General features: G+C 65.6%; 16 protein-coding genes and 1 tRNA gene. 11 read left to right on the top strand and 6 right to left on the bottom strand.

The annotated features are described in order from the left end of the window. The first annotated feature begins 63 nt into the window (after nucleotides 1-63). The 8 genes from APS40_RS22430 (at nucleotide 64) to APS40_RS22395 (ending at nucleotide 6,918) form a co-directional block, all read left to right on the top strand. Nucleotides 64-801 carry a YqiJ family protein gene (locus tag APS40_RS22430; protein WP_442855831.1) on the top strand — a complete coding sequence of 246 codons (738 nt, stop codon included), beginning with the start codon at nucleotides 64-66 and terminating at the stop codon, nucleotides 799-801. Between the two features lie 6 nt (nucleotides 802-807). Further along, nucleotides 808-2,451, top strand: a complete 1,644-nt coding sequence (locus tag APS40_RS22425) for a flotillin family protein (RefSeq protein WP_055049158.1) — start codon at nucleotides 808-810, stop codon at nucleotides 2,449-2,451. 113 nt (nucleotides 2,452-2,564) lie between these two features. Then, nucleotides 2,565-2,942, top strand: coding sequence for a fluoride efflux transporter CrcB (gene crcB, locus APS40_RS22420; protein WP_055049157.1), 378 nt, complete (start codon nucleotides 2,565-2,567; stop codon nucleotides 2,940-2,942). 11 nt (nucleotides 2,943-2,953) lie between these two features. Next, entirely contained in the window at nucleotides 2,954-3,925 is a 972-nt protein-coding gene (locus tag APS40_RS22415; protein WP_236884159.1) for an RluA family pseudouridine synthase, read from the top strand. An 84-nt stretch (nucleotides 3,926-4,009) separates the two neighbouring features. Next, the gene (locus tag APS40_RS22410; RefSeq protein WP_055049155.1) at nucleotides 4,010-4,639 is read left to right on the top strand and encodes a hypothetical protein; all 630 of its coding nucleotides are present in this window, start codon (nucleotides 4,010-4,012) and stop codon (nucleotides 4,637-4,639) included. Nucleotides 4,640-4,716: 77 nt separating this feature from the next. Further along, nucleotides 4,717-5,379, top strand: a complete 663-nt coding sequence (locus APS40_RS22405) for an HAD-IA family hydrolase (protein WP_055049154.1) — start codon at nucleotides 4,717-4,719, stop codon at nucleotides 5,377-5,379. 103 nt (nucleotides 5,380-5,482) lie between these two features. After that, the gene (locus APS40_RS22400; RefSeq protein WP_055049153.1) at nucleotides 5,483-6,142 is read left to right on the top strand and encodes an HAD family hydrolase; all 660 of its coding nucleotides are present in this window, start codon (nucleotides 5,483-5,485) and stop codon (nucleotides 6,140-6,142) included. Then, nucleotides 6,142-6,918: an ATP12 family chaperone protein gene (locus tag APS40_RS22395; RefSeq protein WP_055049152.1), complete on the top strand. Its 777-nt coding sequence runs from the start codon at nucleotides 6,142-6,144 to the stop codon at nucleotides 6,916-6,918. The genes APS40_RS22400 and APS40_RS22395 overlap by 1 nt, the downstream gene beginning before the upstream one ends. Before the next feature lie 213 nt (nucleotides 6,919-7,131). Here the strand turns inward: APS40_RS22395 and folK are convergent, their stop codons facing one another. The 4 genes from folK to rimO are packed head-to-tail and all read right to left on the bottom strand — an operon-like array spanning nucleotide 7,132 to nucleotide 10,177. Further along, nucleotides 7,132-7,572, bottom strand: coding sequence for a 2-amino-4-hydroxy-6-hydroxymethyldihydropteridine diphosphokinase (gene folK, locus APS40_RS22390; RefSeq protein WP_055049151.1), 441 nt, complete (start codon nucleotides 7,570-7,572; stop codon nucleotides 7,132-7,134). Continuing rightward, a complete protein-coding gene (gene folB / locus APS40_RS22385; RefSeq protein ID WP_055049150.1) occupies nucleotides 7,572-7,958 on the bottom strand; it encodes a dihydroneopterin aldolase in 387 nt (128 codons plus the stop codon). Before folB ends, folK begins: the two co-directional genes overlap by 1 nt. A gap of 9 nt (nucleotides 7,959-7,967) precedes the next feature. After that, nucleotides 7,968-8,813 (bottom strand): dihydropteroate synthase, encoded by an 846-nt coding sequence (folP, locus tag APS40_RS22380; RefSeq protein ID WP_055049149.1) that lies wholly within the window; start codon nucleotides 8,811-8,813, stop codon nucleotides 7,968-7,970. Continuing rightward, nucleotides 8,813-10,177, bottom strand: coding sequence for a 30S ribosomal protein S12 methylthiotransferase RimO (gene rimO, locus APS40_RS22375; protein ID WP_082434602.1), 1,365 nt, complete (start codon nucleotides 10,175-10,177; stop codon nucleotides 8,813-8,815). The genes folP and rimO overlap by 1 nt, the downstream gene beginning before the upstream one ends. Before the next feature lie 191 nt (nucleotides 10,178-10,368). Between rimO and APS40_RS22370 the strand changes: the two genes are divergently transcribed. Next, entirely contained in the window at nucleotides 10,369-10,800 is a 432-nt protein-coding gene (locus tag APS40_RS22370) for a DoxX family protein (protein WP_055049147.1), read from the top strand. 236 nt (nucleotides 10,801-11,036) lie between these two features. On the opposite strand, the gene APS40_RS22365 is transcribed toward APS40_RS22370, so the two are convergent. Beyond that, on the bottom strand, nucleotides 11,037-11,507 hold the full coding sequence (locus APS40_RS22365) for a DUF4282 domain-containing protein (RefSeq protein ID WP_055049146.1): 471 nt from the start codon (nucleotides 11,505-11,507) through the stop codon (nucleotides 11,037-11,039). 42 nt (nucleotides 11,508-11,549) lie between these two features. Beyond that, nucleotides 11,550-12,296 (bottom strand): lipoyl(octanoyl) transferase LipB, encoded by a 747-nt coding sequence (gene lipB / locus APS40_RS22360; RefSeq protein WP_082434600.1) that lies wholly within the window; start codon nucleotides 12,294-12,296, stop codon nucleotides 11,550-11,552. Nucleotides 12,297-12,363: 67 nt separating this feature from the next. Here lipB and APS40_RS22355 point away from each other — a divergent pair, with 67 nt between their 5' ends. Beyond that, nucleotides 12,364-12,597: a FliM/FliN family flagellar motor switch protein gene (locus tag APS40_RS22355; RefSeq protein ID WP_055049144.1), complete on the top strand. Its 234-nt coding sequence runs from the start codon at nucleotides 12,364-12,366 to the stop codon at nucleotides 12,595-12,597. A gap of 162 nt (nucleotides 12,598-12,759) precedes the next feature. Next, nucleotides 12,760-12,844, top strand: a tRNA-Leu gene (locus tag APS40_RS22350). Nucleotides 12,845-12,863 lie beyond the last annotated feature (19 nt).

Here is a 12,863-nt window from a genome sequence, read left to right as displayed (position 1 = left end):
TCTACCGTACCCGGCGTTACTTGGCCGCTCCTGATGCCCCAAGATTAGCCATATCGAAAATCCGTGCCGGGAAGTCCTTGCGCCCCATGGAAAACTGTCACAACAGTCCCATATGACGGAAGGGATCAGGGGAGGGGCAAGATAGAACTGTTCGCGCCGGAGTTCGCACCGTTCACCGTTGCATTGATCGTCATGCTGGCGATCGGCGTAATCGAGTTGCTATCCCTCGTCATCGGCTTCTCGCCCTCCGCCTCCATTGAAGCAGCGCTGCCCGGTGTCGACGTTCCCGACCTCGAAGCTCCGGAACTCAGCGGTGCCGAAGTCGGCCCGCTGTCGCATGTGCTCAGCTGGTTTTCGGTTGGGCGGCTGCCATTCCTGGCGCTGCTGGTGATTTTTCTGACCGGCTTCGGGCTCGGGGGCTACGTCGTCCAGTGGGCGGCAACTGCCACCATCGGCAGCGCCCTCAATCCATGGCTCGCGGCGGTTCCGGCACTGGTCGGCGCCAGTTATGCGGCGCGCCATCTCGGGCGCTGGCTCGGCGACATCTTCCCCAGGGATCAGTCTGAAGCGGCCAGCCGCTCCGAGCTGGTCGGCAGCTACGCCACCGTCCTCCGCGGTGAGGCCAAACAGGGCCAGCCGGCCGAGGCCAAGACCACGGATCTGCGCGGCCGCAGCCATTACATCCTGCTCGAGCCGGGCGAACCCGGCATGACCTACAGCGCCGGCGACCGGGTCTTCCTCGTCGGCCGCGACAAGAACGTCTATCGCGCCATCACCCGTCTTACCCCGCCACAGGAATAGCCACGCATGTACGACCAGCTCATTTCGACCCTGATCGTGGCCGCCATCATCATAGTCGCGATCTTCGTGATCGGCATGATCATCGCGCGGCTCTATCGTCGCGCCAGCAAGGAAGTGTCCTTCGTCCGCACCGGCTTCGGCGGGCAACGGGTGATCATGAACGGCGGCGCCCTGGTGCTGCCGGTGCTGCACGAGACCATTCCGGTCAACATGAACACCCTCCGCCTGGAAGTGGTGCGCACGGCCGAGCAGGCGCTGATCACCAAGGATCGCATGCGCGTCGACGTGCAGGCCGAATTCTATGTGCGGGTGCAGCCGACCGCTGAGGCGATCGCCGACGCTGCGCAGACGCTCGGTCGCCGCACCATGGAACCGCAGGCGCTGAAGGAACTGGTGGAAGGCAAGTTCGTCGATGCGCTCCGCGCCGTCGCCGCCGAGATGGCGATGGAAGAACTGCATGAGCAGCGCGTCAACTTCGTCCAGAAGGTGCAAGCCGCAGTCTCCGAGGACATTCTCAAGAACGGGCTGGAGCTCGAGTCGGTGTCGCTTACCGGCCTCGACCAGACCAACCGGGAATTCTTCAACCCCAACAACGTGTTCGACGCCGAGGGTCTGACCAAGATGACCCAGTCGATCGAGGACCGGCGCAAGACGCGCAACGAGATCGAGCAGAACACCCAGGTGGCGATCGCGCGGAAGAACCTCGAGGCGCAGCAGGAGCAGTTCACCATCACCCGTGACTCCGAGTATGCCCGCCTCAACAACGAGCGCGAAATCGCCATCCGCATCGACCAGCAGAACGCCGAGATCGAAAGCCTGCGCGCCCAGCGCGCCACCGAGGCGGAGGCGGCGCGAACGCTGAGCCGGCAGCAGGTAAAGGAGGCGTCGATCAAGGCGGACCAGGCCATCGCGCTGTCCGAGCAGATCAGCGCCACGGCGATTGCCGCCAAATCCGAGGAGCAGTCAAAGGCCGAGGCCAAGGCTGACGCGGCGCGGGCGCTCGCCGCCAAGGCCGCCGAAGAGGTGGAGACCGCCCGCCTCACCGAGATCGCCGAGCGTACCAAGCGGATCCAGCTGATCGAGGCCGAGCAGGAAGCACAGAAGGCATCGATCAACATCGTGGTGTCGTCGGACGCCGAGAAGCAGGCGGCCAAGAACCGTGCCGAGGCCGCCCGCACGCTGGCCCAGGGCGAGGCCGAAGCCGCCAAGCTGAAAGCGGCTGCCACCGAAGTCACCTATGCCGTCGAGGCCGAAGGCAAGCAGAAGCTCAACGAGGCTGCCAACCATCTTTCGCCCGAACAGATCGCCATGAACATCCGCATGGCGCTGATTCAGGCGCTGCCCTCGATCATCGCCGAGTCGGTGAAGCCGATGGAGAACATCGACGGCATCAAGATCCTGCATGTCGATGGCTTGGCCGGCGGCGGCAGCAACGGCAATGGCGGCATGAACGGCCACGCCGGCGGCGGGATCGCCGATCAGGCGGTCGACGCGGCGCTGCGCTACCGTAGCCAGGCACCACTGATCGACGCGCTGCTCGCCGAACTCGGCCTCAAGGGTGGCACGCTCAACGGGCTCGTCTCATCGGCCGTGGCGCCGGCGCTGGAGATCGAGGCTGACGAGGAGCAGGAGACCGCCGCCGGCGCGTAAGCGGCGCCAGCTGTCCGCGGCTCCCCGAGACGCCGTGGGCGGATGCCCGGCCGGCGTCCGCCTTTCGTTACGGCACGCTTGAGTATTTGCGTGGGCCGGGCCAAAGAGGGGCCATGAACGCATATCTTCTCGTCGGCATCGGCGGCGCGCTGGGCGCCCTCTTGCGCTTTGGCGCACAGAACTCGATCGGCAGCCTCTCCAATGGCTTTCCGATCGCGACGTTGCTCATCAACATCGTCGGCTCCATCGCCATGGGCGTGCTGGTCGGGGTGCTCGCCAAGACCACGCCGCAATACCAGAACGAGATCCGGCTGTTCGTCGCCGTCGGCATCTTCGGCGGCTTTACCACCTTCTCGAGCTTCTCGCTCGACGCCATCGTGCTGATCGAGCGCGGCGACATCCTCCTTGCAGCGGTCTACATCGTCGGCTCGGTGCTGCTGTCGCTCGCCGGCCTCTGGATGGGCATGCTGGCCATGCGGGTGATCGCATGAGCGGGGTTCGGATGCAGACCGTCGCCCGCGACGAGGACGGCATGCGGCTCGACCGATGGTTCGCGACGCACTTCCCGCAGGTCACCTTCGGTCATCTGCAGAAGCTGTTGCGCTCGGGCCAGATCCGAGTGGACAGCGGCCGGGTGAAGGCCAATGCGCGGCTCACTGCCGGTCAGATCGTACGGGTGCCGCCGATCGAGGCGGCGCCGGTGCGCGCCGAAGGCGAGATCAACTCCAAGGATGCCGAGTTCCTGCGCTCGATCATTCTTTACGAGGACGACGAACTCTACGTCTTCAACAAGCCGCATGGCCTTGCCTCGCAGGGGGGATCGGGCACCAAGCGCCACATGGATGGCCTGTTGAAGAGCCTGCCCAACAAGAAGGGCGAGGCGCCGCGGCTGGTGCACCGGCTCGACCGCGACACCTCGGGTTGCCTGGTCGTCGCCAAGACCAAAGCGGCGGCGGCGCATTTCGGTGAGGTGTTCTCGTCGCGCCAGGCGCGCAAGATCTACTGGGCGGTGGTTTGGGGCAACCCGCATCCCAAGCAGGGCTCGATCTCGTGCTTCCTCGCCAAGCAGGCGACCACCGACGGCGAGCAGATGGTGGTGGTGCCGCAGGGCACGCCCGGCGCGCAACACTCGATGAGCTATTATTCGACCACCGACACGGCGGCGCGGCGCTTCGCCTGGGTGACGCTGAAGCCGGTGACGGGACGGACGCACCAGTTGCGCGTGCATATGGCGCAGCTGCACAACCCGATCATGGGCGACCCGCGCTATTTCAACATCGAGAACTGGACGCCGCCGGACGAGATTTCGAAGGGCCTGCACCTGCATGCCCGGCGCATCCGGCTGCCGCTGCGCAACGGCCAGGTGCTCGACGTCTCGGCGCCCTTGCCGCCGCACATGCAGGCGACGTTCGACGTGCTGGGCTTCAATGCCGACCGCTACGATGTGCAGGATCAGGATCCGGAGCAGGACTGATCAAATCGCCGCGAGCGCCGGACGAAACGCCCGCCTCGCGTGTTCCCATGTTGCGGCCCATTCCGGGCGCACAGGGAGATGCCAATGAAAACGATCGTTCTCGCCGCAGCCACCGCGGCGACCCTCGCCATTGCAGCACCGGCCATTGCGCAGGACGCGACCACCATGACCTTCTTCGTCACCAGTGTCGGTGCCGGAGACGGCGCCAATCTCGGCGGCCTCGATGGGGCTGATGCTCATTGCGCCAAGCTGGCGGAAGCCGCCGGCTCGACCGGCAAGACCTGGAAGGCCTATCTCAGCGCCGAAGGCGTCAACGCCAAGGACCGGATCGGTGCCGGCCCGTGGCAGAACTTCAAAGGTGACGTGATCGCCACCGATGTCGCCAACCTCCACAGTGCCGACAACAAGCTGACCAAGGCGACGGCGCTGTCCGAAACCGGAGCGCAGATCAACGGTCGCGGCGACACCCCCAACCAGCACGACATCCTTACCGGCTCCAACCCGGATGGCACGCTGGCGGCCGGGCAGACCTGCGGCGACTGGACGCTGAACGGCGAAGGCAGCGCCATCGTCGGCCATTCCGACCGCACCGGCCTCGACGATTCCGATGCCGCAAAGTCCTGGAACTCCTCGCATCCGTCGCGCGGCTGCAGCCAGGAGAACCTCGTCGGCACGGGCGGAGCCGGGCTTCTCTACTGCTTTGCCGCGATGTAGACTTGCGGTCGTTGGCGCAGGGCGTGACGCGCCCTGCGTCTCGTGGTCTCAACGGGCCGAACTCAGGGGGAACTCCCGTGCGGCTCATCGTCTTCGACATGGATGGCACACTCATCGATACCCAGGCGCTCATCTCCGAGCACATGGGATCGGCGTTTCGCTCGCTCGACCTGCCGCCGCCCACGCCGGCGCAGGTGCGGCAGATCATTGGGCTGTCGCTGCCGGTAGCGGTCGGGCAGCTTGCCGGGACCGACGATATCGATGTGATCGAAGGCATCGTCGGGCAGTACAAGAGTTTCTACAAGGCCTCGCTCGAGCATGAGTTCGACCGCGAACCGCTCTACCCGGGAGCGCGCGAAGCGCTGGATCGGTTGCGCGAGCAGAAGGGGACTGTCCTCGGCATCGCCACCGGCAAGGGCCTCACGGGCGTTGCCCGCATTCTCGACAATCACAGGATCACCGGGCACTTCACTACCCTGCAGACGCCCGACCACAACCCGTCGAAGCCGCATCCCGGCATGCTGCTCAGCGCCATGGAGGAAACCGGTGCCGACCCGAACCGGACGGTGATGGTGGGCGACACGGTGTTCGACATGGAGCTGGCGCGCGCCGCCAAGGTGCGCTCGATCGGCGTCAGTTGGGGTTATCACGATGCGGCAGACCTGCTCAAAGCCGGGGCAGGGACCTTGATCCACGACTATTCCGAGCTCGATGCCGCGATCGAGCGCGTGCTCGAATAGCAACGGTTTGTACCGTTCTCCGATGGTTGCGGGCTATGCCTTTGCGGGGCGTGACACGCCCCGAGAATTGTGGTTCTGAGCGGGCCTAACTGGAGTTCTCCCGATGCGGCTCGTCGTCTTCGATCTCGATGGCACCCTGATCAATTCCGAAGCGCTGATCATCGAGACGGTGCGCGAGTCCTTCGCCTCTGTCGGCCAGGCAATCCCCACTGACGATCAGATTCGTTCGATCTCCGGCATCACCGCGCGCGACGCCATGGGGATCCTCGCGCCAGGGGTCGACAGTGACCGGATCGACGTGATCCTCAACGCTTACCGGGCAGCCTACCTGCAGAAGGCCGGTCTCGCCCGCGAGCCGATGTTCGAAGGGGCCCTGGACGCGCTCGACCGCCTGCAGGCCGACCCCGAAACCATCCTCGCCGTCGCGACCGGCAAGGGGCACGCCGGCGCCATCACACTGCTGGAGCGCCACCAGATCATCGGTCGGTTCAACTCGATCCAGACCCCGGCCCACAATCGCGGCAAGCCCGATCCGCAGATGATCGAGACGGCGATGCACAAGGCCGGCATCGGCCGCGAAGCCACCGTAATGATCGGCGATACGTCGCACGACATGAAGATGGCCCGAAACGCCGGGGTCAAGGCGCTGGGGGTATCCTGGGGGTATCACGCGGTGGCCGAGCTCGAGGCCGCCGGAGCGCACCTCGTCATCCATCGCATGGACGAACTGGTCGACGCCGTCGACAAGCTGCTGGAGGCCTGATGCGCGAATTTCTCGAAGACGCCGAACAGCACCGCAATGACGGCTACGGCCGGGCGCAGCACCTCAACAAGGTCGAACTGCCCAAGCGCTTCTACAAGGAGGTGGGCGTCGGGTCCGCGCCAGGCGGCTTTGCGGTGACGCTGGACGGCAAGACGCCGCGCACCCCGGCGCAGAAGCCCGTGGTGGTGCCGCACCAGGCGGTGGCTGCCGCCATGGCGGAGGAATGGGCGGCGCAGCAGGAGTTCATCGATCCCAAGACCATGCCGGTGGTCCGGCTGATCAACTCGGCGGTCGAAGCCGGCGACGAGCGGCTCGAAGCGCTGCGCGAGGAGATCGTCAAGTATTCCGGTAACGACCTGCTGCTCTATCGCGCCGACACGCCGCGCGAACTGGTCGCCGAGCAGGAGCGGGTGTGGGACGCGGTGCTGGTGAAGCTCGCCCGTCACTTCGAGATCGGCTTCCAGCCCACCATCGGCATCCTGCACCAGCCGCAACCGGCCCCGACGCTCGAGCGGCTGCGCCTGTCGCTTGCCGATGCAGAATTGATCGAGGCGGTGACGCTCAACTCGCTGACCGGCATCACCGGCTCGGGTCTGCTGAGCATCGCGCTGCGCGAGGGGCTGCTAACGCCTAAGGAGGTGTGGACGGCGGCGCATGTCGACGAAGACCACAATATCCGCCTGTGGGGCGAAGTCGAGGAAGCCACCGAACGCCGCGCCAAACGGCGGCTGGAGTTCGATGCGGCAGTGCGCGTGCTGGAGATGGTCAGGGGTTAGGCTCCGGGGTGGAGCAGGCGACAAGCGCTTCCGACATCGGGGCCACCACCCCTCATCCGGCACTTCGCGCCACCTTCTCCCCGACGGGGAGAAAAATGCGCTGTGGCCCGATCGGTGGCACCATTCCTCTCCCCGTCGGGGAGAGGGTGGCTCGCGCGGAGCGCGAGACGGGTGAGGGGCGCTAGCCCGTGGACGCGGAAGGAGTGGCCGGACCTAAGCTCCCTCTATGCGCCCCACAATCCATTCCGCCACCTCAGGCGCGATCTCCCGTAGCGGCTCGAGCACGAAATCGCGTTCATGCGCATAGCGGTGCGGCACGTGCAGGCGCTCTGTATCGAGCTCCAGCCGCTCATAGGCGACCACGTCGATGTCGATCCGCCTCGGTCCCCAGCGAATGTCCCGCACCCGCCCCATCTCACGTTCTATGCCAAGGCAGGCATCGAGCAGCTCGAGCGGCGCGAGGCTGGTCTCGACTTCCACCACCATGTTGGAAAAGTCCGGCTGGTCGGTCTTGCCCCAGGGCTTGGTGAGCAGCATTGCAGACTGCGCCACCACGGTGATGCCGGGCCAGGCATCGAGTCGCTCTACCGCCTCGCGCACCTGAGCCGGCGGATTGCCGATATTGGCGCCAAGCCCGAGCCACGCACGTGCCATCAGCGACCCTCCCGGGAGCGGCGCAGTTCGATCGCCGCCTCGCCGGCCACCATGGCGATGGGAGCCGAAGGTTTCTTCACCCGGACCTGCACCCAGCGGATGGCCGGAAATGCCTCGAACAGCCGGTCGACAATGTGCTGGCCCACCGCTTCGATCAACTGGAACCGCCGCTCCTCGAAGGCTGCCTTGGTGACATCGTAGATCTCGGCGTAGGAGATCGAGTGCTGCAGCTCGTCGCTGCGTCCGGCCGCAAGCAGATCCGCGCCGCAGACCAGATCGACGAAGAAGCGCTGGCCGAGCACCGCTTCCTCGGGGATCACGCCGTGATAACCGAAGAACCCCAGGTCACTGAGGATGATGCGGTCGCCGTCAAAGTCTCTGGTCACGTCTGGTTCCTACTGTTGCGGCCCATAGAGGGCCGCCTCGGCGATGCGCAGGGCGTCGCGGTTGGGTCGAATATCATGGACCCGAAAGACGTGGGCGCCGGCGGCATACCCCAGGACCGAGGTCGCCACAGTCCCGGCCAGCCGCTCGTCGGCCGGCACGTCCAGCAACTTGCCGATCATCGATTTCCTGGAGGTGCCGACCAGCACCGGAAAGCCCAGCGCCAGCAGCTCGGGCAGTCGCCGCAGGATTTCATAGTTCTCGCTGAGCGACTTGGCAAAGCCGAAGCCCGGATCGAGCACGATGCTCTCCCGCGTCACGCCGGCCTTGTCGGCGATAGCGAGGGTCACCTCGAAATACCGCGCCATCGCGGCCAGCACGTCTCGGCCGGTGTCGCGCGCCTTGTCCCAGTGCATCAGCACCAGCGGAGTCCTCGTCGTCGCGGCCACCGCCGCCAGGTCCGGCTCGCGCTGCAGGCCGTAGACGTCGTTGATGATCGTCGCTCCGGCGGCGACGGCACGCTCCGCCACCTCGGCCTTGTAGGTATCGATCGAGATCGGCGCCACGATGCCGTCAGCGCGCAACGCCGCAATTGCCGGCAGAACCCGCGCCAGCTCATCGGCGGCCGAGACTTCCTCGGCGCCCGGCCGAGTGCTCTCGCCGCCGATATCGATGATGTCGGCGCCCTCGGCCAGCATGTGGCGGGCCTGGACCAGCGCCGCCGGCACCGCATCGAAGCGGCCGCCGTCGGAAAAGCTGTCGGGGGTGACGTTAAGGATGCCCATCAGCCGGGCAGTGCGGCCGAGCCGTAGCGTGGCGCCAGCAGGCGCCAATGCATACTCGCGATGCACTGCCATCAGCCGGCGACGACGGAAGGCTTGCGGTCGTCCTTGGCGGCGACGGCCGACGGCACGGCAAACAGGTCGTACTCGTCGGAGTCTGTCACCAGCACCGACACCTTGTCGCCGACCTTGATGCCATCGGCCTCGTGGATGATCACGGTGCCGTCGATCTCGGGCGCGTCCCACTGGCTGCGAGCAATGGCGCGGCCGGTATCGGGTTCGACGTCATCGACCAGCACGTCGATGGTGCGGCCGACCTTCTTGCCGAGCACATGGGCCGAGATGTCCTGCGCCACTTCCATCAACCGCTCGTAGCGCTCGCGCTTGAGCTCGTCGGGGACGATGCCCTCGATGTCGTTGGCAGGTGCGCCGGTCACCGGCTCGTACTCGAAGCAGCCGATCCGATCGATCTCGGCTTCCTCCAGCCAATCGAGCAGGAACTCGAAGTCCTCCTCGGTCTCGCCGGGGAAGCCGACGATGAAGTTGGAGCGGATGGCGAGATCCGGCGCGACGGCACGCCAGGCCTTGATCCGGTCGAGCGTCTTCACCTGGTTGGCCGGGCGGCGCATCGCCTTCAACACCGACGGTGCAGCGTGCTGGAACGGAATATCGAGATAGGGCAGGATCTTGCCCTCGGCCATCAGCGGGATGACGCTGTCGACGTGCGGGTAGGGGTAGACGTAGTGGAGCCGGGTCCACACGTCCATCTTGCCCAGCTCTTCGGCGAGGGTCTGGAAGCGCGCTTCGATGTCACGGCCGCGGAACTTCGAGCTCTGGTACTTGATGTCGAGGCCATAAGCCGAGGTGTCCTGCGAGATCACCATGATCTCCTTGACGCCCGTCGCCACCAGCCGCTCTGCTTCGTACAGCACCGAGGCGATCGGGCGCGAGGCCAGGTCGCCGCGGATCTGCGGGATGATGCAGAAGGTGCAGCGGTTGTTGCAGCCTTCGGAGATCTTCATATAGGCGTAGTGCCGCGGCGTCAGCTTCAGCCCGGCCTCCGGCACCAGGTCGACGAACTTGTTCGGGACCGGCGGCACGTGGGTGTTCACCGCGTTGACCACATCCTCGTACTGGTGTGGGCCGGTGACGGCGAGCACGCTCGGATGGGTGGCGCGGATCATTTCTTCTTCGACGCCGAGGCAGCCGGTGACGATGACGCGGCCATTGGCGCCGACGGCCTCGCCGATCGCCTCGAGACTTTCCTTTTTGGCGCTGTCGAGGAAGCCGCAGGTGTTGACCAGCACCACGTCCGCGCCTTCGTAGTCGCGCGAGAAGGCATAACCCTGCGAGCGCAGCGTCGTCATGATGCGTTCGGAGTCGACGAGAGCCTTGGGGCAGCCGAGGCTGACCAGGCCGATTTTCGGAGCTTGTGTCATTGGCGCGTGCGTATGCGCCAAACGCGAGAAAAAAGCAATGATCGGTAACCTGCGATGGAAGCAGGGCAGCCCTGATCACGCCCGATCACGAGAACGTCAGGTTACCAAACCTTCAGTTGACCCGAATCCTGAGCCTGATGCTCTTGTTTCCGATGCGCCCACCTCCGAGGCGTCCAGCAGGAAGAAGACCCATGAACCTCGAAGCCCTCAACCGCTACCAGCCGCATGCCCTGGCTATCCTCCGCATCGTCACGGCACTGTGCTTCATGGCACACGGCACACAGAAAATGTTCGGCTTTCCGGCCTCGCAGATGGGTGGTGGCGGGTTCGATCTGTTCTCGCTGATGGGCCTCGCCGCAGTGCTCGAGGTGTTCGGTGGCCTCGCCATCCTGCTCGGAGTGTTCACGCGTCCGGTGGCCTTCGTCCTCGCCGGGCAGATGGCCTACGCCTTCTGGTTCGTGCACGTGCCGATGATGGGGCAGGGCAACATCATTCCGGCCGCCAATGGCGGGGACGGAGCCGTGCTGTTCTGTTTCGTGTTCCTCTATCTCGTCTTCGCCGGTCCGGGCGCCTGGAGCGTCGACGAAGTGCTGAAATCGCGGCGGACGCTGGCGACGGCATGAATTCGGCCGGCTCGCCGGCTGCGCCCCTCTCCCCTGAGGGAAGAGGGTGGTGGAGCTAGGACCGTCAGGTCCGTAGCGAAACTTGGTGAGGAGTTCAGCTTCTCAGCGAGCGCGTGTTGCGCTTCACCCCTCAACCGGCCCGCGGCGACGGCTTCGCCATCGTCCGCCGGCCGCCTTCTCCCCCCAGAGGAGAAGGGAGGAAAAGAAAAGGCCGCCCACGGGCGGCCTTTGTTGTTTCAAATGTCCGGCTTCGCACTCGGGGGTGGCGTGCGCCTGGCGCTCCGCCGCACCGCCGAGGCACTGGGCTCGGCCGCCGCCGCGCCCTCGCTGGTTTCGTCCGCGTAGGGCTCGTCGTCGGCGATATCGTGGATGGCGTCGCGCACTTCGTCGATCAGCGAGGTCGGCACGCGGCTGAGGCTGACGGTGCGGGTCACCGTCTCGTTGGCCTTGAAGAACACCAGCAGCACTTCGCAGACGATGCGCAGCACGAGCAGGAACAGTGCGCCATACACGGCGATCTCGAGGATGCCCCACAGGCCGTCGCCGAAGTTACGGCCGAAGCTGACGAACAGGTGCCCCACCGACCAGAGCAGCAGCGCCGCGAGCCCCGTCGCGTAAAGCACCGGCACCAGCCGCGGCGAGAGGATCGTCTCCAGCCGGAACAACGTCGGCCCGAGGAAGATTTTCTTGAGATCGTCCAGTGTCAAGGCCTCACCCCCATGGAATCGGTCACCCAGAAAATGCGTGTGTCAGGCGGCACTGACAAGGGCTTGCGGCCGCAGATCTGCCGTCGCCCCGAAGCGGCGCTCGAAGGCCGCCCGCAGCGCGGCATCGACTTCCGCCATCGAGACCAGCTGTCCGAGATCCTCGAAACTGGTCACGCCCTGGTCGGAGATGCCGCACGGCACGATACCATCGAAATGTGAAAGGGTCGGCGACACATTTATCGCAATGCCATGAAACGTCACCCAGCGGCTGACGCGCACGCCGATCGCCGCCACCTTGTCCTCGCGACCCGGCCCCTTGTCGGGTCGCGCTACCCAGACGCCGATCCGGCCGTCGCGCCGCTCGCCCCGGATGTTGAAGGAAGCGAGCGTATCGATGATCAGCCCCTCGAGCCCCTGCACGAGGCAACGCACGTCGCGGCCACGCTGGCGCAGGTCGAGCATGAAGTAGACCACCCGCTGCCCGGGGCCGTGATAGGTGTACTGCCCGCCACGCCCGGCGTCGTAGACCGGGAAGCGGTTGGGCGACAGCAGGTCCTCGGGCGCTGCGGAGGTCCCGGCGGTGTATAGCGGCGGATGCTCCAGGAGCCAGACCTGTTCGCCGGCCGTGCCCTCTGCCACAGCCGCGGCGCGAGCCTTCATCGCCTCCAGCGCCTCGGGGTAGGGGAGGTAGCCCTCGGAGATTCGCCACTCGACGGGGACGCCGTCAGCGCGGAACAGCTTGGTCCCGGTGTCGCAAGTTGGGGCAGTCGTTAACGCTTCGGTAAGCATGGATGTCCAATGCTCTCGTACAAGGGGCCCGCGCGATTCAGCCGGGGTGGTTGCTCGCGGTTTATGTATGAACACTCTAGACAATATTGAAGTCGATATCACCGTCGAGCTGGGCGCCGCGATCATGCCGGTGCATCACCTGTTGCGCATGGGCCGTGGCGCGGTGATCGAGCTCGATACCGGCGAGAACGACCCCTTGCGCGTCTATGCCAACAACACGCTGATCGCGCGTGGCGAAGTGAAGGTCGAGGATGGCCGACTCAGCGTCGAGCTCACCGAAAAAGTCCGTCGGCCGGCGTGAGCGTGATCAGGAAAAGTTGCAGACTTTTCCGGTTCGATCACGCGACCGACCCGGCACTTTCGCCGATCCGGCAAAAGCGGAATTAATCGCTTGCGCCAGCCAACAAGCGTTGCTACACGCTGCCTCGCTTCGCCGGTTCCGGCGGTGCTTCTACCTCGGCGTGCGGTCGTGGCGGAATTGGTAGACGCGCAGCGTTGAGGTCGCTGTGCCGCAAGGCGTGGAAGTTCGAGTCTTCTCGACCGCACCAGGTTCTCTCGAGATCCTGC

Origin of the sequence: Devosia sp. A16 (assembly GCF_001402915.1) — a bacterium.
In the GTDB taxonomy this organism is placed as follows: Bacteria; Pseudomonadota; Alphaproteobacteria; order Rhizobiales; family Devosiaceae; genus Devosia_A.
Note: the sequence above shows the minus strand (reverse complement) of the source record. Positions and strands in the feature narration are given on the sequence as shown.